Here is a 22,846-nt window from a genome sequence, read left to right as displayed (position 1 = left end):
TAAAAGATTTTATATAAACTGGAGGTGCGGAACGTGAGAGTAAAAGTTACAATAGCTTGCACAGAATGCAAACAGAGAAATTATAACTCAATGAAGAACAAGAAGAATGACCCAGACAGACTTGAAATGAAAAAGTACTGTAAATTCTGCCAAAAACATACACTTCATAGAGAAACTAAATAGTTTCCTATATTAAGTTGCCTTATGCGCTTAGTAAATATTTAAGGATGTGAATTACACATGGCTGTAAATAGAAATGTGAAACAAGAATCCAAAGACAAAAATTCAGGAATTATACAGTTCTTTAGAGAGGTTAAGGCAGAAGTTAAAAGAATAACTTGGCCATCTAAAAACGAAATTAAGAAAGCCTCGACTGCAGTAGTTGCATTCTGTTTATTCTATTTAGTAGTAGTAGGTGGAATGGACTATATATTTAAAAACCTCTTTGCTACGATGTTTAAAATTAAATAAAAAAAAGGAGGTTGGGATAACTAGGTTATCCCAGGAAATATGAGTGAAAAGGCTAGATGGTATGTAGTGCATACATATTCGGGATACGAAAATAAGGTTAAAGCTAACCTTGAAAAGACCATAGAAAATAGAAATCTAGAAACCCTTATCTTAGACGTACAAGTTCCTATGGAAGAAGTGGTTGAAGAAAAGGATGGAAAGACTAAGGTTGTATTAAAGAAAAAGTTCCCAGGGTATGTATTAGTAAAAATGTTAATGACAGATGAATCTTGGTACGTTGTTAGAAATACAAGAGGCGTAACAGGATTTGTAGGACCGGGATCAAAGCCGGTACCTCTTACCGATGAAGAAGTAGATTCCATGGGAATAGCAGAAGTTCTCCAAGAAATTGATTTAGAGGTAGGAGAAAGCGTTAGAATAGTTTCTGGACCAATTAAAGACTTTGCAGCTGTGGTTCAAGAAATTAATTCGGAAAAACGTAAGATAAAAGTTCTGGTAAACATGTTTGGAAGAGACACATTAGCTGAACTTGATTATAACCAGATAGAAAAACTAGATTAGAATTAATAAAGACTAAGGTCTTAATTAAGTGGGAGGGTTAAAACACCCGCCAAATACCACAGTATAGGAGGAATAACTCATGGCTAAGAAAGTAACAGGAATGATTAAACTTCAACTTCCTGCAGGTAAGGCGACTCCAGCACCACCAGTTGGTCCAGCTTTAGGTCAACATGGTGTAAATATAATGGGGTTCTGTAAGGAATTTAATGCTAAAACTGCAAATCAAGCAGGACTAATAATACCCGTTGTTATAACAGTTTATCAAGATAGAAGCTTCAGCTTCATACTTAAAACTCCACCAGCAGCTGTTCTTATAAAGAAAGAGCTAGGAATTGAAAGCGGTTCAGGAGTACCAAACAGAACAAAAGTGGGTAAACTAACTAAAGAGCAAGTTAAGAAAATTGCTGAAACTAAAATGCCAGACTTAAATGCAGCTTCATTAGAAACTGCAATGAGCATGGTTAAAGGAACTGCCAGAAGTATGGGAGTACAAGTTGAAGAATAATTCACGATTTTAGTGGGAGGTCCAAACCGATAATACCACAAAGGAGGCTTAATAATGGGAAAGAATTATATTGAAAGTGCAAAATTAATAGACAAAAATGCATTATATACACCTGAAGAAGCTCTAGAGTTGTCAGTAAAAACAGCTAAGGCAAAGTTTGATGAAACTATTGAATTACATGTTAGACTTGGTGTTGACCCAAGACATGCTGATCAACAAGTTAGAGGAGCAGTTGTTCTTCCTCACGGAACAGGTAAAACCGTTAAGGTTTTAGTATTTGCTAAGGGCGATAAGGAAAAAGAAGCACAAGCTGCAGGAGCAGATTATGTTGGCGCAGAAGACATGATAGAAAAAATCCAGAAAGAAAACTGGTTTGATTTCGATGTAGTTGTTGCTACACCGGACATGATGGGTCTAGTAGGTAGACTAGGTAGAGTTCTTGGACCAAAAGGTTTAATGCCAAATCCAAAGTCAGGAACAGTTACCTTTGATGTTGCAAGAGCTATTGCTGAAATAAAAGCAGGTAAAGTTGAGTATAGAGTTGACAAAACTGCAATCATTCACGTTCCAATCGGAAAGAAATCTTTTGGAGCTGAAAAGCTAGTTACTAACTTCCGTTCATTAATGGAAGCAGTTATAAAAGCTAAGCCAGCAGCTGCAAAAGGTCAATACGTTAAATCCGTATCAGTATCAAGCACAATGGGACCTGGAGTTAAAGTTAATCCAACAAAAGTTTTAGAATAGTATTGACTTAAACTCATATATTTGATAAAATAATTTTTGTTGAAATTGAATAAAATTTCCGTAGACAGTAGGTGCTGTAGCGTAACGTAAATCAACCTACCGAGGTTCCAATACATTAGCTTGTAATGGGTCTTCCTGTGTCTGCGGGAAGACCTTTCTTAATATAATAAGCAGTTCATAACTGTGAGGAGGTGGACACACAGTGGCAAACAAAAATAGACTTTTAAAAGAAGCTAAAGTAGCTGAAATAAAAGAAAAATTAGAAAAAGCTCAAAGCGTTATACTTACTCAATATCAAGGACTAACAGTAGAAGAGGACACTGAGTTAAGAAAAGCTCTTAGAGAAGCTGGTGTTGAATACAAAGTATATAAAAATAAACTTGTTACATTAGCAGCTAAAGAATTAGGCTATGATGGAATAGTTGAATATCTAGAAGGACCTGTATCCGTATCTTTTGGATATGAAGATCCAACTGCTCCAGCAAGAATAGTTAATGATTTTGCAAAAACTCACAAGAAATTTGAGCTTAAAGCTGGTATAGTTCAAGGAGAAATCTTTGACGGTGAAAAAGTTAAACAACTTGCTTCAATACCACCAAAAGAAGTTCTTATTGCAAAACTTCTTGGAAGCTTCAAAGCTCCACTATCAAACCTTGTTTACTTATTAAATGCGGTTAAAGAAAAACAAGAACAATCTGCTGAATAATTAGATTCACAGAGAAAAAACTATTAAATTTTGAAAGAATATTTGGAGGTGCTTTTAAATGACAAGAGAAGATATTATTCAAGCTATAAAAGAAATGTCCGTTTTAGAATTAAATGAATTAGTTAAAGCTTGCGAAGAGGAGTTTGGTGTAAGTGCAGCTGCTCCAGTAGCAGTAGCAGGTGCAGCAGCAGCAGGCCCAGCAGCTGAAGAAAAGACTGAATTCGATGTTGTATTAGCAAGTGCTGGTGGAGAAAAGATCAAAGTTATAAAGGCTGTTAGAGAAATAACTGGTCTTGGATTAAAAGAAGCTAAAGAATTAGTTGATGGAGCTCCTAAGACATTAAAAGAAGGCGTTTCTAAAGACGAAGCTGAAGCTATGAAAGCTAAGCTTTCCGAAGTAGGAGCAACTGTTGAAGTAAAGTAATTTAAATAAATAGAAAGAGGTGCTTATAAAGTACCTCTTTTTTTGCCTTGAATATTGGCAATTAACATTGACAATTAAAAAAGATTGTGATACTATCATTTAATGTACTGTTCAATATGGAGTAGTATAGAATTTATTCAATAAATTACAAAATTTTGAATAACTATTAAAATAATGGTTATATTATCAAGATGATGTTATATGCAATCTAATAGCCGCCTAAAAAATGCGGCTTTTGGTTATTTAAGTATATGCAAGGGGTGAAAGCTGATGGTACATCCTGTCCAGGTTGGAAAACGAACAAGAATGAGCTTTGGTAAGGTTAAAGATGTTACTGATATGCCAAATCTTATTGAGGTGCAATTAGATTCCTATGAATGGTTTCTAAAAGAAGGACTTCAAGAAGTATTTGATGATATCAATCCTATCACTAACTTTACAGGTAATCTTGTACTAGAATTTGTCGGCTATAAGCTTGATATGGATAATATCAAGTATTCGGTTGAAGAGTGTAAAGAACGAGATGCAACTTATGCAGCACCGCTTAAGGTTGCTGTAAGGCTACAAAACAAAGAAACAGGAGAAATAAAAGAACAAGAAGTCTTCATGGGGGATTTCCCGCTTATGACTGAGCAGGGAACATTCATAATTAATGGAGCAGAGAGAGTTATAGTAAGCCAATTAGTAAGATCACCAGGGGTTTACTACAATTCCGCTTTAGATAAAAGCGGTAAAAAACTATTTTCTTCTACTGTAATACCAAACCGAGGAGCTTGGCTTGAGTATGAAACAGACTCCAATGACATTATTTACGTAAGAATTGATAAAACTAGAAAGCTACCTATTACAATTCTTGCTAGAGCTATGGGTTATGGTGGTGACCAAGAACTTATAGAATTTTTTGGAGAAGAAGAAAGGCTAAAAGCTAGTATTGAAAAAGACAATACTAAGACAAAAGAAGAAGCTCTTCTGGAAATATATAAAAGATTAAGACCAGGAGAACCTCCTACTGTGGATAGCGCAGTTTCATTAATTGACTCATTATTCTTTGACGCTAAGAGATACGATTTGTCAAGAGTGGGAAGATACAAGTTTAATAAAAAGTTAGCCTTAGCCCTTAGAATTGCAAATCAAATAGCTGCTAAGGATATCGTACATCCTGAAACTGGAGAAATACTAGTTGCTAAGGGTGAAAAAATATCTAGAGAAGCTTCTGTAGACATTCAAGATGCAGGTATAAACTTAGTTGATATATTAATTGATGACAAAGTAATTAGAGTTATAGGTAATCATTTTGTTAATATTAATAAGCAAGTATCCTTTAATGTTGATGATTTAAACATAAGAGAGTATGTTCATTATCCTACACTAAAAGAAATATTGGATAATTACTCTGATGAAAGTGCCATTAAAGAAGAAATTAAGAAAAACATAAATAGATTGATTCCTAAGCATATAGTAAGAGATGATATCTATGCTTCTATTAGTTATGAGTTAGGTTTGGCATATGGAATAGGTTATGTGGATGATATTGACCACTTAGGAAATAGAAGATTAAGATCCGTGGGAGAGCTTCTTCAAAACCAATTCAGAATTGGACTTTCTAGAATGGAAAGAGTAGTTAAAGAAAGAATGACTATTCAAGACCAAGAAGGAATTACACCTCAGGCTCTTATTAATATAAGACCAGTGGCTGCAGCTATAAAAGAGTTCTTTGGAAGCTCACAGTTATCTCAGTTCATGGATCAAACTAATCCATTATCTGAATTAACTCATAAAAGAAGATTATCAGCTCTTGGTCCTGGTGGACTTTCAAGAGAAAGAGCTGGGTTTGAAGTTAGAGACGTTCACCACTCACACTATGGTAGAATGTGTCCTATTGAGACTCCAGAAGGTCCTAACATAGGACTTATAAACTCTTTAGCAACCTATGCTAGAGTGAATGAATATGGCTTTATAGAAACACCTTATAGATTAATAGATAAGAAAACAGGAACAGTTACGAATGAGATAAGATATTACACTGCAGACGAGGAAGATCAATACCTAATAGCGCAGTCAAATGAACCTATAGATGAAGACGGTAAGTTTATTGATCAAAGAGTTACAGTTAGATACCTAGAAGATGTTTTAGTGGTTCCAAGAGAAGATGTTGATATGCTGGATGTATCTCCAAGACAGATAGTTTCTGTTGCTACAGCTATGATACCTTTCCTTGAGAATGACGACGCTTCCCGTGCTTTAATGGGATCTAACATGCAACGTCAAGCAGTTCCTCTTTTAAGGCCACAAACTCCAATAGTTGGAACAGGTATAGAGTATAAAGCAGCAGTAGACTCAGGAGTATTACCAAAGGCAAAGAATTCAGGTGTGGTTTCTTATGTAGCTGCAAATGAAGTTAGGGTTAAAAGAGACTCTGATGGCGGTACTGATATATATAGATTGTTAAAGTTTAAAAGATCTAACCAAGGTACTTGTATTAATCAAAGACCTATAGTTTCAAAAGGAGAACGTGTAGAAAAAGGCACAGTATTATCTGATGGACCTTCTACAGATCTTGGAGAAATAGCATTAGGTAAGAATATAAGAATCGGATTTATAACTTGGGAAGGTTATAATTACGAGGATGCTATGCTTATCTCAGAAGAACTAGTTAGGGATGATGTTTTTACTTCTATACATATTGAAGAATATGAATGTGAAGCTAGAGACACAAAATTAGGACCAGAAGAGATAACAAGAGATATTCCTAATGTTGGTGAAGATGCATTAAAAGATATTGACGAAAGAGGTATAATTAGAATAGGAGCTGAAGTAAGATCTGGAGATATTCTTGTAGGGAAGGTTACCCCTAAAGGAGAAACAGAACTTACTGCTGAAGAAAGGCTTTTAAGAGCAATATTTGGCGAAAAAGCTAGAGAAGTTAGAGATACTTCCTTAAGAGTTCCTCATGGTGAAGCAGGCATAATAGTTGATGTTAAGGTGTTTACAAGAGAAAATGGAGACGAATTGCCTCCAGGAGTTAACGAGCTTGTAAGATGTTATATAGCACAGAAAAGAAAGATATCTGTGGGAGATAAAATGGCAGGACGTCATGGTAACAAAGGGGTTATATCTAGAGTATTACCAGAAGAAGATATGCCATTCCTTCCTGACGGAAGACCGCTTCAATTATGCTTGAATCCACTAGGGGTACCATCACGTATGAATATCGGTCAGGTACTGGAAGTTCATCTTGGCTGGGCTTCTCAAAAATTAGGATGGCATATTGCTACACCAGTTTTTGATGGCGCTAATGAGAAGGATATAGAACAATGCTTAATGGATGCAGGATATAATGCTGATGGAAAAACCATGCTTTATGATGGTAGAACAGGGGAACCTTTCGATAATAGAGTTACTGTAGGTATAATGTATATCCTTAAACTTGCTCACCTTGTAGATGACAAGATACATGCTAGATCTACAGGCCCATATTCATTGGTTACTCAACAACCTTTGGGTGGTAAAGCACAGTTTGGTGGACAGAGATTTGGTGAGATGGAAGTTTGGGCACTAGAAGCATATGGTGCTGCACATACACTACAAGAAATTCTTACAGTTAAATCTGATGATGTAGTGGGAAGAGTTAAGACTTATGAGGCAATAGTTAAAGGTGAGAATATTCCTGAGCCAGGAGTTCCAGAATCCTTTAAAGTTCTTATTAAAGAACTTCAAGCTTTATGCCTAGATGTTAAAGTTCTTAATGATGACAATGAAGAAATTAAGCTTAAAGAATCAGTAGAAGATGATGCTGAAGACTTAGAAGTAAACATTGAAGGGACAGAGGAGTTGCCAGCTTCTGCTCCATCAGATGATTATGTTGAAAATGAAGAGGAAGCTGAAGAGGAATTAGATGTAAATTTTGATGACCTTCCTTTAGATGACTTCCAAAGCGAAGATTTAGAAATTGATGATTTTAATGATGAGAACTAATCTATGAAGGGAGGATATACCCTTGTTTGAATTAAATAATTTTGATGCCATACAGATTGGGTTAGCATCTCCAGAGCAAATTAGAGAATGGTCTAGAGGTGAAGTTAAAAAACCTGAAACAATTAACTACAGAACATTAAAACCTGAAAAGGATGGTTTGTTCTGTGAAAGAATATTTGGACCAATTAAAGACTGGGAATGTCACTGCGGTAAATACAAAAGAGTAAGATATAAAGGTATTGTCTGCGATAGATGTGGAGTTGAGGTAACTAAGGCAAAGGTTAGAAGAGAAAGAATGGGGCACATTGAACTTGCTGCCCCAGTATCTCATATTTGGTATTTCAAAGGAATACCATCAAGAATGGGGTTAATACTTGATATGTCCCCAAGAGCCTTAGAAAAGATACTTTATTTTGCTTCTTATGTGGTTATTGATCCTAAAGAAACGTCTTTACTTAAAAAGCAGCTTTTAAATGAAAAAGAATATAGAGAAGCTGTAGATAAGTTTGGTGAAGAAAGCTTCTCTGCTGGAATGGGAGCAGAAGCTATCAAATTACTTCTCCAAGAAATAGACCTTGATAGGACTTCTCAAGAGCTTAAAGAAGAGCTTAAAACAAGCACAGGACAAAAGAAGGTAAGAATAATTAGAAGATTAGAGGTTGTTGAATCCTTTAGAAAATCTGGGAATAAGCCTGAGTGGATTATTGTAGATGTAATACCAGTTATACCACCAGATTTAAGACCTATGGTTCAGCTAGATGGAGGAAGATTTGCTACTTCTGACCTTAATGACCTTTACAGAAGGGTTATTAACAGAAATAACAGACTTAAAAAACTTCTTGATCTTGGAGCACCAGACATTATAGTTAGAAATGAAAAAAGAATGCTTCAAGAAGCAGTGGATGCTCTTATAGATAACGGCAGAAGGGGAAGACCGGTAACAGGACCAGGGAATAGACCTCTAAAATCTCTTTCTGACATGCTAAAAGGTAAGCAAGGAAGATTTAGACAAAACCTTCTTGGTAAGAGAGTTGACTACTCCGGTAGATCAGTTATCGTTGTTGGACCTGAACTTAAGATGTATCAATGTGGACTTCCAAAGGAAATGGCATTAGAGCTTTTCAAACCTTTTGTTATGAAAAAACTTGTGGAAGATGGAGTTGCACATAATATTAAGAGCGCTAAGAGAATGGTTGAAAGAGTTATGCCTCAAGTATGGGATGTACTTGAAGAAGTTATTGAAGACCATCCAGTACTGTTAAACCGTGCCCCCACACTGCATAGATTAGGTATTCAAGCTTTCCAACCAGTATTGGTGGAAGGAAGAGCTATTAAGCTTCATCCATTGGTATGTACAGCTTATAATGCTGACTTTGATGGGGACCAAATGGCTGTGCACGTACCTCTTTCCGTAGAGGCACAAGCAGAAGCAAGATTCTTAATGCTGGCAGCTGGAAATATCTTAAAACCTTCTGATGGTAAGCCTGTAAGCGTACCTACTCAGGATATGGTATTGGGGTCATATTATCTAACCATGGATAGGGATGATGCTAAAGGTGAAGGAAAAGTCTTTGCCAGCGTCGAAGAAGCTTTAATGGCATATCAAGTAAAAGAAATTGATATCCATGCTAAAATAAAAATAAGGATCTCTAAGGTGATAGATGGAGTTGAGAAGTTAGGTATCATAGACACTACCATAGGTAAGGTTATATTCAACGAATCAATTCCTCAGGACTTAGGATTTGTAGATAGAACTAAAGAAGAAGATATATTTAATCTAGAAGTAGACTTCCTTATTACTAAGAAAACATTAGGAAAGATAATTGATAAGTGCTATATAAAGCATGGCCCAATAGCTACTTCAGTAATGCTGGATAAGATAAAACAAAAGGGATATCATTACTCAAGTATTGGAGCTATAACTGTAGCTGTTTCCGATATGGTTGTACCAGAAGATAAGAAGAGACTTCTTTCAGAAGCGGATGCTACAGTGGATAAGATTGAAAAAATGTATAAAAGAGGATTCATATCAGAAGAAGAAAGATATGAACGTGTAATTGATAAATGGACCAAGACTACAGAAGAAGTTGCTGATGCCTTGTATGCTAGTATGGATAAGTTTAATCCTATATTTATGATGGCGGACTCCGGTGCCAGAGGATCTAAGTCACAGATCAAACAGTTAGCTGGTATGAGAGGACTTATGGCAAATCCTTCAGGTAAGATACTAGAACTTCCTATCAGAGCATCCTTTAGAGAAGGTCTTGACGTTCTAGAGTACTTTATTTCTACGCATGGTGCTAGAAAAGGTAACGCTGATACAGCCCTTAAAACAGCAGACTCTGGTTACTTAACAAGAAGACTTGTGGATGTTAGCCAAGATGTTATTGTTAGACAAGAAGATTGCGGTACTGAAGAAGGCATAATAGTAAGCGAGATAAAAGAAGGTACTGACGTAATTGAACCTCTAAGCGAAAGACTTCAAGGAAGATATTCTGCAGAAGATATAATCCACCCAGAAACTGGAGAAGTAGTTGTGAAAAGAGATACTTATATGGATCATGCCACTGCAGAAAAAGTTGAAAAGCTAGGGATTAAGAAAGTAAAGATCAGATCTGTGTTTACTTGTAAAGCAAAGGTTGGTGTTTGCTGTAAATGCTATGGTATGAACATGGCCACAGCTCAAAAGATCAATATTGGAGAGGCAGTAGGTATTATAGCTGCACAATCCATAGGAGAACCTGGTACACAGCTTACTATGAGAACCTTCCATACCGGCGGTGTTGCTGGATCCGATATAACTCAAGGTCTTCCAAGAGTAGAGGAACTTTTTGAAGCAAGAAAGCCAAAAGGTTTAGCTATCGTTAGTGAAGTAGCAGGTACCGTTAGAATTGAAGACACTAAGAAGAAGAGAACTGTATTTGTAACCACAGAAGAAGGGGAAGAATTCAGCTATGATATACCTTTCGGATCAAGATTGAAAGTTATAGATGGAGACACTATAGAAGCTGGAGATGAAATCACAGAAGGATCTGTAAATCCACATGATATTATGAGGATTAAAGGTGTTAAAGGAGTAAGAAATTATCTTCTTTCTGAGGTACAGAAAGTTTATAGACTACAAGGTGTTGATATCAATGATAAGCATCTTGAGGTTGTAGTTAGACAGATGACAAGAAAGATAAGAATCTTAGAATCTGGAGACACAGAATTACTTCCAGGCACTATGATAGATATGTTTGACTTCTATGAAGAAAATGAAAGGGTTACATTGCTAGGAGAAGAGCCAGCCAAAGGAGAACAAGTTCTTTTAGGTATTACAAAAGCAGCTCTTGCTACGGATTCATTCCTTTCAGCAGCATCCTTCCAGGAAACTACAAGAGTTTTAACAGATGCAGCTATTAAAGGAAAAGTTGATCCACTTCTTGGATTGAAAGAGAATGTTATTATAGGTAAGTTGATTCCAGCAGGTACTGGTATGATAAGGTATCGTTCCGTAAGATTAAATACTGAAAGAGAGCAAACCATAACAGAATTTGCTACAACTTATGAAGAATAAAAATATATTTTATTGACAGTGAAAAACTAAAATGATAAAATACAGTTTGTGTGATTTTATCATCGCAGTAATTCTGATAGTTAGATCATTGTCTACATGACATAATGTGAGGCAAAGTAAAACTTTGCCTCAATATTACTGTTAATGAGGAGGTTATCTCATGGTAGACAGATTACAAGGTAATAAAGTAGTAGGGATAAAACAAACTACTAAAGCTATAAAGAATGGAAAAGGCGACGTTTTATATGTGGCTAAGGATGCTGATGACAAAGTTATCAATCCATTAATAGAGCTTGCTAATAATAATATGGTTAATATAGTATTTATAGAAACCATGAGCCAATTAGGTAAGCTTTCGGGCATTGATGTAGGAACAGCTGCTACATTAATTCTCAAGGAATAAATTTGCTATTATCTTATTTTAGATTATAGATATAAAAAATGCAGGAGGTGAAACCATGCCAACTATTAACCAATTAGTTAGAAAAGGCAGAAAAACTGTTGAGTACAAATCAGACTCACCAGCACTTAAGGAATGCCCTCAAAAAAGAGGTGTATGTACAGTAGTTAAAACTACTACTCCTAAGAAGCCTAACTCAGCTTTAAGAAAAATTGCAAGAGTTAGACTTACTAACGGATTTGAAGTTACTGCTTACATTCCAGGTGTTGGCCACAACTTACAAGAGCATAGTGTTGTTCTTATAAAGGGTGGTAGAGTAAAAGACCTTCCTGGTGTTAGATATCACATAGTAAGAGGAGCTTTAGACTCTGCTGGTGTAGCTAACAGAATGCAGGGAAGATCAAAATATGGTGCTAAAAGGCCAAAGAAAAAATAATTAAGTTTAAAAGTTGAAATGGTGCTATGTCTTCAGCATTTACATAGATTGAAATAGATATTTGCGGGAGCCAAAGCATCTTGCGGTGATTTATTAATCTCGCCGAGTACCGATGAACTTAAATTTAAATGTTAAGGAGGGAAGAAAGATGCCTAGAAAAGGTCATATTGCTAAAAGAGATGTTTTACCAGATCCAGTTTATAATAGCAAGGTTGTAACTAAGCTTATAAACAACATAATGGAAGATGGTAAAAAAGGAGTAGCTCAAAATGTTTGCTACGAAGCTTTTGAAATAATAAACCAAAAAACTGGCAAAGATGCGCTAGAAGTTTTCGAATCTGCCATGAACAACATAATGCCTTTACTTGAGGTTAAATCAAGAAGAATTGGTGGTGCTAACTACCAAGTTCCAATCGAGGTTAGACCAGAAAGAAGACAGACATTAGGAATAAGATGGCTATTAATTGCTGCTAGAAAAAGAGGAGAGAAGTACATGAGAGAAAGACTTGCTTATGAACTAATCGATGCTTCCAATAACACTGGAGCAGCTGTTAAAAAGAGAGAAGACGTGCATAAGATGGCAGAAGCTAACAAGGCTTTCGCACACTACAGGTATTAATTTAAAAACTGTTTTGGCAGAAATGTCGAAACAGTTTTGTCAAATTTTAAACATAAGCTGAGAGGAGGAAAAAAAGTGGCAAGAGAGTTTCCTTTAGAGAAATATCGTAATATAGGAATAATGGCTCATATAGATGCTGGTAAAACTACAACTACTGAGCGTATATTATTCTACACAGGAAAAACTCACAAAATTGGTGAGACTCACGAAGGTCAAGCAACAATGGACTGGATGGTGCAAGAGCAGGAAAGAGGTATAACAATTACTTCAGCTGCAACTACTTGTCAATGGAAGGATCATGTAATAAACATTATAGATACACCAGGACACGTAGACTTTACAGTGGAGGTTGAAAGATCTCTAAGAGTTCTTGATGGAGCAGTAACTGTTCTTGATGCAAAAAGTGGAGTTGAACCACAAACTGAAACCGTATGGAGACAGGCCGATAAATATGGCGTTCCAAGAATGGTTTACGTAAATAAGATGGATGCAACAGGCGCTGACTTTTTCAATTGTGTTAACACAATAAGAGATAGATTAAAAGCAAATGCAGTTCCAATACAAATTCCAATAGGTCAAGAAAGCGACTTCCTTGGAATGATTGACTTAGTTAGAATGGTAGCAATAGTTCACAAAGATGACCTTGGAAAAGAAATGGTTGAAGGTGAAATACCAGCAGAACTAAAAGATAAAGCAGATGAATATAGAAATATTCTTATTGAAGCTGTAGCAGAAGCAGATGAAGAATTAACTATGAAATATCTTGAAGGTGAAGAATTAACTGAAGAAGAAATTCACATGGGTATCAGAAAAGCTACATTAGCTAATGAAATGGTTCCGGTAATATGTGGTTCTTCATATAAAAATAAAGGTGTTCAGGAAATGATAGATGCAGTTGTTGCATACATGCCATCACCTTTAGATATACCTCCTGTTCAAGGTATGGATCCTGAAACTTCTGAGCCTATGGAAAGAACAGCAGATGATGAAACTCCAATGGCTGCATTGGCATTTAAAATAGCTACTGATCCTTTTATAGGTAAGTTAGCATTTACAAGAGTATACTCAGGAATCATGCAAAGTGGTTCTTATGTATTAAACTCTACAAAAGGTAAAAAAGAAAGAATAGGTAGACTTGTTAGAATGCATGCTAATCATAGACAGGAAGTTGACGAACTTCGTACTGGAGATTTAGGTGCAGTAGTTGGACTTAAAAATACAACTACAGGTGATACCTTATGTGCTGAGAGCAATCCTATAGTACTTGAAAGCATGGAATTCCCAGAACCAGTTATAAATGTAGCTATTGAGCCTAAAACTAAAGCTGGTCAAGAAAAGATGGGTATAGCCCTTGCAAAGCTTGCTGAAGAAGATCCAACTTTCAAGACTTGGACTAACCAAGAAACAGGTCAAACTATAATAGCTGGTATGGGAGAACTTCACTTAGAAATTATAGTTGACAGACTTACAAGAGAGTTTAAGGTTGAGTGTAACGTTGGTGCACCTCAAGTTGCTTATAAAGAAACTGTAAGAAAACCTGTTAGAGCTGAAGGTAAGTTTGTAAGACAATCTGGTGGACGTGGACAATACGGACACTGTTGGATAGAAATGTCCCCTCACGAAGGTGAATACCAGTTTGAAAATGGCATAGTAGGTGGAGTTATTCCAAGAGAATACATACCTGCTATAGACAATGGTATAAGAGAAGCTTCTGATAGCGGAGTTGTTGGTGGATATCCAGTTATCAACTTTAAGGTAAAAGTTGTAGATGGTTCTTACCATGATGTTGACTCCTCAGAAATGGCATTTAAGATTGCTGGTTCTATGGCATTTAAAAATGCTATGGCAAAAGCAGACCCAGTATTACTTGAGCCTATGATGAAGGTTGAAGTAACTGTTCCTGAAGAATACATGGGTGATGTAATGGGAGACATCAATTCAAGAAGAGGTAGAATAGAAGGAATGACTCCAAGAAATGGAGTTCAAGTAATCAAATCTATGGTTCCTCTTTCTGAAATGTTTGGATATGCAACTACATTGAGATCAAGAACTCAAGGTAGAGGGGTATATTCCATGGAATTTGATCATTACGAAGATGTTCCAAAGAGTATTCAAGAACAAATAGTAGGAAAGAAAGCTTAATAGAGAGCTTCACTAAAATAAGTTTTAACCTATAAGGAGGATTAAAAATGTCAAAGGCTAAATTCGAAAGAAGTAAACCACACGTAAATATTGGTACAATAGGTCACGTTGACCACGGTAAGACAACATTAACAGCAGCTATTACAACAGTATTAGCAAGCAAAGGATTTGCGGAAGCATTCAAGTATGATGATATTGACAAGGCTCCAGAAGAAAAAGAAAGAGGAATCACAATCAATACATCCCACGTTGAATACCAAACAGAAAACAGACACTATGCACACGTTGACTGTCCTGGACACGCTGACTATGTAAAGAACATGATTACAGGAGCAGCACAAATGGATGGAGCAATCCTAGTTGTATCAGCAGCAGATGGTCCAATGCCACAAACAAGAGAACATATACTTCTAGCATCCAGAGTTGGAGTTGACTATATAGTAGTATTCTTAAACAAAGCTGATATGGTAGACGATCCAGAATTATTAGAATTAGTTGAAATGGAAGTAAGAGAGCTATTAAGCGAGTACAACTTCCCAGGAGATGATATTCCAGTAATAACAGGATCAGCATTAAAAGCATTAGAAAACCCAACAGATGATGCAGCAACACAATGCATCATGGACTTAATGGCAGCAGTAGACAGCTACATCCCAACTCCAGAAAGAGCAACAGATAAGCCATTCTTAATGCCAGTAGAAGACGTATTTACAATCACTGGTAGAGGAACAGTTGCAACAGGAAGAGTTGAAAGAGGAGTTCTTCACGTAGGAGAAGAAGTAGAAGTAGTTGGATTAAGCGAAGAGAAGAGAAAGACAGTATGTACAGGAATAGAAATGTTCAGAAAACTTCTTGATGAAGCTCAAGCAGGAGACAACATTGGAGCACTTTTAAGAGGAATCCAAAGAGCAGATATCGAAAGAGGTCAAGTACTTGCAAAACCAGGAACAGTAAAACCTCATAAGAAATTTGTAGGTCAAGTATACGTACTTAAAAAAGAAGAAGGTGGAAGACATACACCATTCTTTGATGGATACAGACCACAATTCTATTTCAGAACAACAGACGTTACTGGATCAATCAAATTACCAGAGGGAATGGAAATGGTAATGCCAGGAGACCATATCGACATGAACGTTGAGTTGATTACTCAAATCGCTATGGACGAAGGATTAAGATTCGCTATCAGAGAAGGCGGAAGAACAGTTGGTTCAGGAGTTGTTACTTCAATAGTTGAATAATTTATAATTTGATTATCAATAGTCAATGTTCAATTAAAAATATTATTGATTAAAGTTATTTTTCAATGCGCAGTGAAATTAACCCTAGTGAATAATTAGAGATAATTGGCTAAAGATAATTTATGATGAATGGATAAGTAAACACTATCAAATTTTATTTATATAATTTTTGATAGTGTTTTTTTCTAAATTAGCTAGGGAAAATATAATTATAAAACTTTTTCTTGAAATTTTAACCTATTAATTATATAATGTTTCAGGGCTTCTATAATTAGATAACAGCTATATTATAACAGTAAATTCACTATGGAAAAAAATAAAAAACTATTGTAATAGATAATATTTTATTGTATAATATAGAAGTTGTTAAGCAAACAGCGATGATTCAAGAGGTTGCCGGACTTCCGGGTAATTCTTGATGAGTATGTCTGGATCTATGAATCCGACGACGGGTTGGCTGTGCTCCCAGAGGTATTACCTACAAGAATGTGATACACCTGGCACGGTTTACAGTACATCCGCTGTTGTGCGTTAGAAGTAAAGCGTACATGAAAAGGAGGGAAACCAAATGTCAAAACAAAAAATTAGAATAAGATTAAAGGCTTTTGATCATTCAATACTTGATCAATCTGCTGAAAAGATTGTTGAAACTGCAAAGTCCACTGGTGCAAAGGTTACTGGTCCAGTTCCACTACCAACAGATAAAGAGATTATCACAGTTCTTAGAGCAGTTCACAAGTACAAAGATTCTAGAGAGCAGTTCGAAATTAGAACTCATAAGAGATTGATTGACATCGTTAATCCATCACCTAAAACAGTTGATGCGTTAATGAGACTGGATTTACCAGCTGGTGTTGACATCGAAATAAAACTATAGAACGTACATAGTACGGATACAAATACAAGTTTGAACTATTATGACTGCTAAGCAGTCCGCTAATCAGTTTAGGAGGTGTAACTACATGAAAAAAGCAATTATAGGTAAAAAAGTTGGAATGACTCAAATTTTTGATGAAAAAGGTAAGGTTGTTCCTGTAACAGTAGTAGAGGCAGGTCCATGTGTTGTCCTACAAAAGAAAACTGTTGAAAATGACGGTTACGCAGCAATACAGGTTGCTTATGGTGAAGTTAAGGAAAGATTGGTTAACAAACCAATGAAAGGTCATTTTCAAAAGGCAGGAGTTTCTTTAAAGAAACATATAAAAGAATTCAGATTAGAAGATATCAGTTCTTATGAAGTGGGTAACGAAATAAAAGCTGACATATTCCAAGCTGGAGATAAAGTTGATGTATCAGGAATTTCCAAAGGTAAGGGGTTCCAAGGTACTATAAAGAGATGGAATGGTCACAGAGGACCTATGACTCACGGATCTAAATTCCACAGAGCAGTAGGTTCCATGGGAGGATCTTCTGATCCAGCAAGAACATTCAAAAACAAGAAAATGCCTGGACATATGGGTCATGTAAATACTACAGTAATCAACTTAGAAGTTGTTAAGGTAATGGCTGAAAAGAACTTAATCCTTATAAAAGGTGGAGTTCCAGGACCAAACAAAAACATCGTAGTAATTAGAAACAGCGTTAAGGCTTAATACTAGTAGAAAGGAGGATGCAGAATGCCTACAGTAGGAGTATTTAATAAAGAAGGACAAAAAGTTGGAGATATCCAATTAGCAGAAGCAGTATTTGGCGTAGAAGTTAATGAAAATGCTATGCACCAAGTAGTATTAGCACTACTTGCTAATAAAAGACAAGGAACACAATCTGCTAAAACTAGAGCAGAAGTTTCAGGTGGTGGAATAAAGCCATGGAGACAAAAAGGTACTGGTAGAGCTAGACAGGGTTCTATAAGAGCACCACAATGGATACATGGTGGAATAGTATTTGCACCTAAGCCAAGAGATTATAGAGTGTCTATTCCAAAGAGCATGAAGAAAGTTGCCATGAAGTCTGCTTTAACTAGCAAAGTTCAAGACAACGAAATGATAGTTCTTGAAGCGCTAGAAATGGAAGCTCCAAAGACTAAAGAAATGGTTAAAATGTTAAATGCATTTGAAGCAAAGAAAACTTTAATAGTTACAGCAGAATCCAATGAGGCTGTTTATAAATCAGCTAGAAACATAGAAGGAGTTGCAGTTTTACCTGTTAACAACATCAATGTTTATGATTTATTAAAGTTTGAAAAAGTTATAATAACTAAGGATGCTGTATCTAAGATTGAGGAGGTGTACGCATAATGAATTTAACAAGCCATGATATAATTAGAAAGCCAGTTATAACTGAAAAGAGTATGGCAGTTATGGCAGATAAGAAATACACCTTTATCGTTCACGTATCAGCTAACAAATCTCAAATAAAGAGAGCTGTTGAAGAAGTATTTGGTGTTAAGGTTCAAGATGTTAAGACAATCAGAACTTTAGGAAAAACTAAAAGAGTTGGCGTACATGTTGGAAAGAGAGCAGATCAAAAGAAAGCTATCGTTACACTAACAGCAGATAGTAAGACTATAGAATTCTTTGAAGGAATGCAATAATAAAGTAAGCATTTATAGGCGAGTAGCCTGAAAAGCTAAACAAGGAGGGAATTAATATGGCAGTTAAGAAGTTTAGACCTACCACTCCGTCTAGAAGAGAAATGACAATGCCTACTTTCGAAGAGATAACTACAGATCAACCAGAAAAGTCTCTTCTAGTAGCATTAAATAGAAAAGGCGGTAGAAACGTTCAAGGTAAGATAACTGTTAGACACCATGGCGGTGGAGCAAAACAAAAATATAGAATAATAGACTTTAAGAGAAATAAAGATGGAATACCTGCAAAGGTTGCTACCATTGAATATGATCCAAATAGATCAGCATATATTTCACTTGTAGTTTATGCAGATGGTGAAAAGAGATATATAATAGCTCCAGTTGGATTAAAAGTTGGAGATGTTGTTGTATCAGGACCAGAATCTGATATTAAACCAGGTAACACTCTTCCATTAAAGAACATACCTGTTGGTACATTTGTTCATAATGTAGAGCTTCAAGCAGGAAAAGGAGCTCAGATGGTTAGAGCTGCTGGTTCTTCAGCACAGCTTATGGCTAAAGAAGGAAACTATGCTACTTTAAGATTACCAAGTGGTGAAGTAAGATACGTTAGAGTTGAATGCAGAGCTACTATAGGAACAGTTTCTAACTTAACTCATGAAATTGTTAATATAGGTAAAGCAGGAAGAAAAAGACACATGGGCTGGAGACCTACAGTAAGAGGTTCCGTAATGAACCCAGTAGATCACCCACATGGTGGTGGAGAAGGTAAAACTCCAGTTGGTAGACCAGGTCCACTTACTCCTTGGGGTAAACCAGCACTTGGATACAAGACAAGAAAGACAAAGAAATATTCCGATAGAATGATAATTAAGAAGAGAAAGTAGTAAGAGGAGAACGAATTCTCTTCTTACTGAATTCTTAAACAAGTTCACGAAGGGAGGCAAATCCATTGAGTAGATCAATCAAAAAAGGACCTTTTGCACATGAAGGACTTTTAAAGAAAATAGAAGAAATGAATAAAGTTAACGAAAAAAAGGTTGTTAAGACCTGGTCAAGAAGCTCAACTATATTTCCACAAATGATTGGACACACAATTGCTGTGCATGATGGAAGAAAGCATGTACCTGTGTACATATCTGAAGATATGGTTGGACACAAGCTTGGAGAGTTCGCTTTAACAAGGACTTACAGAGGACACGTAAATAACGAAAAAACTTCCAAAAGAAAATAGAGCCTGGAAAGGAGGAAACATAAATGGAAGCTAGAGCTATAGCTAAGTATGTAAGAATGTCTCCAATGAAAGTTGGGGTAGTTCTAGACCTTATAAGAGGTAAGAGTGTTAATGAGGCTATTGCCATTTTAGAATATACTCCAAAGGATGCAGCTGTTGTTATCAATAAAGTGTTAAAATCAGCTGTAGCAAATGCAGAGAATAATCTGAATTTAGATAGAGCAAGATTATATGTTGCTGAAACTCATGTTGGTCAAGGTCCTATACTAAAGAGATTTAGACCACATGCTCAAGGTAGAGCATTCAGTATTCATAAGAAAACTAGCCACGTTACAGTAATTGTAAAGGAAAGAGCTTAAAAAGAAGGAGGGAAACAAGAGTGGGACAAAAAGTACATCCTCACGGATTAAGAGTTGGTGTAATTAAGGATTGGAATGCAAAATGGTTCGCTGATAAGAGAACTTTTGCTGATAACTTAGTTGAAGACCAAAAAATAAGAGATTTTGTGAAAAAACAACTTTTTAACTCTGGAATTTCTAAAATAGAAATTGAAAGAGCAGCAAAAAGAGTTAAATTGAATATATATACTGCTAAACCTGGTGTTGTAATAGGCAAAGGTGGATCAGGAATTGAAAACCTAAAGAAGAGTTTAAACGAAGTTGTTGGACTAAATAATGTTTTAATAAATATTGTTGAAGTAAAAAGTACTGAAACAGATGCTCAATTAATGGCTGAAAATGTAGCTGCTCAACTTGAAAAGAGAATATCTTTTAGAAGAGCAATGAAACAGACTATTCAAAGAGCAATGAGAGCAGGAGCTAAGGGTGTTAAAACATCATGCTCAGGAAGACTTGGCGGCGCTGAAATAGCAAGAACAGAACATTACCATGAAGGAACTATTCCACTACAAACATTAAGAGCTGATATAGACTATGGTTTTGCAGAAGCAAACACAACTTATGGAAAAATCGGTGTTAAGGTTTGGGTTTATAAAGGAGAAGTCCTTCCAGTTAAAAAAGCTGTTAAAGAAGAAGCTAACGCATAAGAAAGGAGGAATTCAGCATGTTAATGCCTAAAAGAGTTAAACATCGTAAAGTGCAAAAAGGCAGAATGAGAGGAAAAGCAACTAGAGGAAACTTTATTGCATATGGAGATTACGCAATACAAGCTACTGAGTGCGGTTGGATTACAAGCAACCAAATCGAAGCAGCCAGAATTGCAATTAATAGATATGTTAAAAGAGGAGGAAAACTCTGGATAAAAATTTTCCCAGATAAGCCAATAACAGAAAAACCTGCTGAAACACGTATGGGTTCCGGTAAAGGTTCACCAGAGTACTGGGTAGCAGTAATAAAACCAGGCAGAGTTTTATTTGAATTATCAGGAGTTAACGAAGAAACTGCAAGAGAAGCAATGAGACTTGCTCAACATAAACTACCTGTTAAAACTAAATTTGTTACAAGAAAAGATTTTGAGGAAATGGGTGGTGAAAGTAATGAAGGCTAGAGAGTTAAGAGAACTGAGAAGCAATGATTCTCAAGATTTAAAAGTTAAGCTTAACGATCTTAAGACTGAGCTATTCAACTTGAGATTCCAGCTAGCTACAGGCCAACTAGAAAATCCTATGAGAATAAGAGAAGTTAAAAAATCTATCGCCCAAATTAAGACAATAATAAGAGAAGATGAGATCAGAAGGGCATTTGAACAGTAATCTGAAAGGAGGTTCGCCCCATGGAAAGAGCATATAGAAAAACAAGAATCGGAAGAGTTGTTTCTGATAAAATGGATAAGACAATTGTAGTAGCAGTTGAAACTAAAGTTAGACATCCACTTTACGGAAAAACAGTTAACAGGACTACTAAATTCAAAGCTCATGATGAAAATAATGAAGCAAATTTAAATGATAGAGTATTAATTATGGAAACTAGACCAATATCCAAAGATAAGAGATGGAGAATGGTTGAAATAATTGAGAGAGCGAAATAGTAGGTTCTAGTACTGAAAGGAGGTTAATTTCATGATACAGCAACAAACACTATTAAATGTTGCAGATAACTCAGGTGCAAAAGAGATTATGTGCATAAGAGTATTAGGTGGTTCCAAAAGAAAGTATGGAAACATTGGAGATATAATCGTTGCTAGCGTTAAAAGTGCAACACCAGGCGGAGTTGTTAAAAAAGGTGATGTTATTAAAGCCGTTATAGTTAGATCCGTTAAAGGAATGAGAAGAGCAGACGGTTCATACATCAGATTTGATGAAAACGCAGCTGTTATTATAAAAGATGATAAAAATCCAAGAGGAACACGTATTTTCGGACCAGTTGCTAGGGAGCTTAGAGATAAGGAATTTACTAAGATATTATCTTTAGCACCTGAAGTTCTATAAGATTAGGAGGTGGCTAAGGTGAAAATACACGTTAAAAAGAATGACACAGTAATGGTTATTTCAGGTAAAGACAAAGGTAAAACTGGTGAAGTTTTAGCTGTTATGCCTAAGAATGGAAAAGTCCTTGTACAAGGAGTTAATATAGTAAGTAAGCATGAAAAGCCAAGCAAGAGCAATATGCAAGGTGGAATTGTTAAGGTTGAAGCACCTATATTTAGCTCTAAGGTTATGCTATACTGCAAAAAATGTAAAAATGTAACTAGAATCGCAAACAAAATATTAGAAGACGGCACAAAAGTAAGAGTATGTAAGAAGTGCGGAGAAACATTCTAGTCTTTGAAAGGAGGTACACTAAATGATTCCAAGACTTCAGGAGAAGTATGAAAAAGAAATAGTTCCAGCTTTAATGGAAAAGTTCGGTTATAAAAATATAATGCAAGTACCAAAACTTGAAAAAGTTATTATAAACATGGGAATTGGTGAAGCTAAGGAGAATTCAAAAATACTTGAATCAGCACTAGCAGATCTACAGATAATAGCTGGTCAAAAGCCAATTATCACTAGAGCTAAAAAATCAGTTGCTAACTTTAAGATAAGAGAAAACATGCCAATAGGTTGCAAGGTTACTTTAAGAAAGAACCAAATGTATGAGTTTGCTGATAAGCTAATGTCAATAGCTCTTCCAAGAGTTAGAGACTTCAGAGGAGTTTCAGCTAAAGCATTTGATGGTAGAGGTAACTATGCACTAGGAATTAAAGAACAATTAATATTCCCAGAAATTGAGTACGATAAAGTAGACAAAGTAAGAGGAATGGATATTGTGTTTGTAACTACTGCAAAGACAGACGAGGAAGCAAGAGAGTTATTAAGATTTCTTGGTATGCCATTTGCTCAATAATAAGGAGGGGAAAAC

General features: G+C 35.9%; 28 protein-coding genes and 1 other annotated feature. All 28 genes read left to right on the top strand.

Features of this window, described 5'->3' with window-relative positions; genetic code table 11:
- The first annotated feature begins 33 nt into the window (after positions 1-33).
- Entirely contained in the window at positions 34-183 is a 150-nt protein-coding gene (gene rpmG / locus BUA82_RS13160) for a 50S ribosomal protein L33 (protein ID WP_073008997.1), read from the top strand.
- Between the two features lie 57 nt (positions 184-240).
- Complete coding sequence (gene secE / locus BUA82_RS13155; RefSeq protein WP_073008994.1) at positions 241-471, top strand: preprotein translocase subunit SecE; 231 nt, start codon at positions 241-243, stop codon at positions 469-471.
- Positions 472-510: 39 nt separating this feature from the next.
- On the top strand, positions 511-1,032 hold the full coding sequence (gene nusG, locus BUA82_RS13150; protein ID WP_073008991.1) for a transcription termination/antitermination protein NusG: 522 nt from the start codon (positions 511-513) through the stop codon (positions 1,030-1,032).
- Between the two features lie 79 nt (positions 1,033-1,111).
- Positions 1,112-1,537, top strand: a complete 426-nt coding sequence (rplK, locus tag BUA82_RS13145) for a 50S ribosomal protein L11 (protein ID WP_073008989.1) — start codon at positions 1,112-1,114, stop codon at positions 1,535-1,537.
- 54 nt (positions 1,538-1,591) lie between these two features.
- Positions 1,592-2,281, top strand: coding sequence for a 50S ribosomal protein L1 (rplA, locus tag BUA82_RS13140; protein WP_073008986.1), 690 nt, complete (start codon positions 1,592-1,594; stop codon positions 2,279-2,281).
- Positions 2,282-2,321: 40 nt separating this feature from the next.
- Positions 2,322-2,450, top strand: a sequence feature (ribosomal protein L10 leader region).
- A gap of 33 nt (positions 2,451-2,483) precedes the next feature.
- Complete coding sequence (rplJ, locus tag BUA82_RS13135; protein WP_073008983.1) at positions 2,484-2,987, top strand: 50S ribosomal protein L10; 504 nt, start codon at positions 2,484-2,486, stop codon at positions 2,985-2,987.
- A gap of 58 nt (positions 2,988-3,045) precedes the next feature.
- On the top strand, positions 3,046-3,411 hold the full coding sequence (gene rplL / locus BUA82_RS13130) for a 50S ribosomal protein L7/L12 (protein ID WP_073008981.1): 366 nt from the start codon (positions 3,046-3,048) through the stop codon (positions 3,409-3,411).
- A gap of 270 nt (positions 3,412-3,681) precedes the next feature.
- Complete coding sequence (gene rpoB / locus BUA82_RS13125) at positions 3,682-7,386, top strand: DNA-directed RNA polymerase subunit beta (protein ID WP_073008978.1); 3,705 nt, start codon at positions 3,682-3,684, stop codon at positions 7,384-7,386.
- 22 nt (positions 7,387-7,408) lie between these two features.
- Positions 7,409-10,945, top strand: coding sequence for a DNA-directed RNA polymerase subunit beta' (rpoC, locus tag BUA82_RS13120; protein ID WP_073008975.1), 3,537 nt, complete (start codon positions 7,409-7,411; stop codon positions 10,943-10,945).
- Between the two features lie 160 nt (positions 10,946-11,105).
- Positions 11,106-11,348, top strand: coding sequence for a ribosomal L7Ae/L30e/S12e/Gadd45 family protein (locus BUA82_RS13115; protein ID WP_073008972.1), 243 nt, complete (start codon positions 11,106-11,108; stop codon positions 11,346-11,348).
- 55 nt (positions 11,349-11,403) lie between these two features.
- Complete coding sequence (gene rpsL / locus BUA82_RS13110; protein ID WP_073008969.1) at positions 11,404-11,781, top strand: 30S ribosomal protein S12; 378 nt, start codon at positions 11,404-11,406, stop codon at positions 11,779-11,781.
- A 148-nt stretch (positions 11,782-11,929) separates the two neighbouring features.
- On the top strand, positions 11,930-12,400 hold the full coding sequence (gene rpsG, locus BUA82_RS13105; RefSeq protein ID WP_073008966.1) for a 30S ribosomal protein S7: 471 nt from the start codon (positions 11,930-11,932) through the stop codon (positions 12,398-12,400).
- A 75-nt stretch (positions 12,401-12,475) separates the two neighbouring features.
- Positions 12,476-14,542: an elongation factor G gene (fusA, locus tag BUA82_RS13100; protein WP_073008963.1), complete on the top strand. Its 2,067-nt coding sequence runs from the start codon at positions 12,476-12,478 to the stop codon at positions 14,540-14,542.
- A gap of 47 nt (positions 14,543-14,589) precedes the next feature.
- On the top strand, positions 14,590-15,783 hold the full coding sequence (gene tuf / locus BUA82_RS13095) for an elongation factor Tu (protein WP_073008961.1): 1,194 nt from the start codon (positions 14,590-14,592) through the stop codon (positions 15,781-15,783).
- 568 nt (positions 15,784-16,351) lie between these two features.
- A complete protein-coding gene (gene rpsJ / locus BUA82_RS13090; RefSeq protein ID WP_073008958.1) occupies positions 16,352-16,660 on the top strand; it encodes a 30S ribosomal protein S10 in 309 nt (102 codons plus the stop codon).
- A gap of 85 nt (positions 16,661-16,745) precedes the next feature.
- Entirely contained in the window at positions 16,746-17,375 is a 630-nt protein-coding gene (rplC, locus tag BUA82_RS13085) for a 50S ribosomal protein L3 (RefSeq protein ID WP_073008954.1), read from the top strand.
- Positions 17,376-17,399: 24 nt separating this feature from the next.
- Positions 17,400-18,020: a 50S ribosomal protein L4 gene (gene rplD, locus BUA82_RS13080; RefSeq protein ID WP_073008951.1), complete on the top strand. Its 621-nt coding sequence runs from the start codon at positions 17,400-17,402 to the stop codon at positions 18,018-18,020.
- Positions 18,020-18,316, top strand: coding sequence for a 50S ribosomal protein L23 (rplW, locus tag BUA82_RS13075; RefSeq protein WP_073008948.1), 297 nt, complete (start codon positions 18,020-18,022; stop codon positions 18,314-18,316). The genes rplD and rplW overlap by 1 nt, the downstream gene beginning before the upstream one ends.
- A gap of 56 nt (positions 18,317-18,372) precedes the next feature.
- On the top strand, positions 18,373-19,200 hold the full coding sequence (gene rplB / locus BUA82_RS13070) for a 50S ribosomal protein L2 (protein WP_073008945.1): 828 nt from the start codon (positions 18,373-18,375) through the stop codon (positions 19,198-19,200).
- A 65-nt stretch (positions 19,201-19,265) separates the two neighbouring features.
- Positions 19,266-19,547 (top strand): 30S ribosomal protein S19, encoded by a 282-nt coding sequence (gene rpsS / locus BUA82_RS13065; RefSeq protein WP_073008942.1) that lies wholly within the window; start codon positions 19,266-19,268, stop codon positions 19,545-19,547.
- A 23-nt stretch (positions 19,548-19,570) separates the two neighbouring features.
- Positions 19,571-19,906 (top strand): 50S ribosomal protein L22, encoded by a 336-nt coding sequence (gene rplV, locus BUA82_RS13060; protein ID WP_073008939.1) that lies wholly within the window; start codon positions 19,571-19,573, stop codon positions 19,904-19,906.
- A 20-nt stretch (positions 19,907-19,926) separates the two neighbouring features.
- A complete protein-coding gene (gene rpsC / locus BUA82_RS13055; protein WP_073008936.1) occupies positions 19,927-20,592 on the top strand; it encodes a 30S ribosomal protein S3 in 666 nt (221 codons plus the stop codon).
- Positions 20,593-20,609: 17 nt separating this feature from the next.
- Positions 20,610-21,053 (top strand): 50S ribosomal protein L16, encoded by a 444-nt coding sequence (gene rplP, locus BUA82_RS13050; protein ID WP_073008934.1) that lies wholly within the window; start codon positions 20,610-20,612, stop codon positions 21,051-21,053.
- Positions 21,043-21,258, top strand: a complete 216-nt coding sequence (rpmC, locus tag BUA82_RS13045; protein WP_073008932.1) for a 50S ribosomal protein L29 — start codon at positions 21,043-21,045, stop codon at positions 21,256-21,258. The genes rplP and rpmC overlap by 11 nt, the downstream gene beginning before the upstream one ends.
- 20 nt (positions 21,259-21,278) lie before the next feature.
- Complete coding sequence (gene rpsQ, locus BUA82_RS13040) at positions 21,279-21,533, top strand: 30S ribosomal protein S17 (RefSeq protein WP_073008930.1); 255 nt, start codon at positions 21,279-21,281, stop codon at positions 21,531-21,533.
- 31 nt (positions 21,534-21,564) lie between these two features.
- Positions 21,565-21,933 (top strand): 50S ribosomal protein L14, encoded by a 369-nt coding sequence (gene rplN, locus BUA82_RS13035; protein ID WP_073008928.1) that lies wholly within the window; start codon positions 21,565-21,567, stop codon positions 21,931-21,933.
- An 18-nt stretch (positions 21,934-21,951) separates the two neighbouring features.
- Positions 21,952-22,266 carry a 50S ribosomal protein L24 gene (gene rplX, locus BUA82_RS13030; protein ID WP_073008926.1) on the top strand — a complete coding sequence of 105 codons (315 nt, stop codon included), beginning with the start codon at positions 21,952-21,954 and terminating at the stop codon, positions 22,264-22,266.
- Between the two features lie 22 nt (positions 22,267-22,288).
- The gene (rplE, locus tag BUA82_RS13025; protein WP_073008924.1) at positions 22,289-22,831 is read left to right on the top strand and encodes a 50S ribosomal protein L5; all 543 of its coding nucleotides are present in this window, start codon (positions 22,289-22,291) and stop codon (positions 22,829-22,831) included.
- Positions 22,832-22,846: the final 15 nt, after the last annotated feature.

Source organism: Clostridium amylolyticum, from assembly GCF_900142075.1.
In the GTDB taxonomy this organism is placed as follows: Bacteria; Bacillota; Clostridia; order Clostridiales; family Clostridiaceae; genus Clostridium_AA; species Clostridium_AA amylolyticum.
The sequence above is the reverse complement of the archived record's forward strand: the minus strand, read 5'-3'. Positions and strand labels throughout refer to the sequence as shown.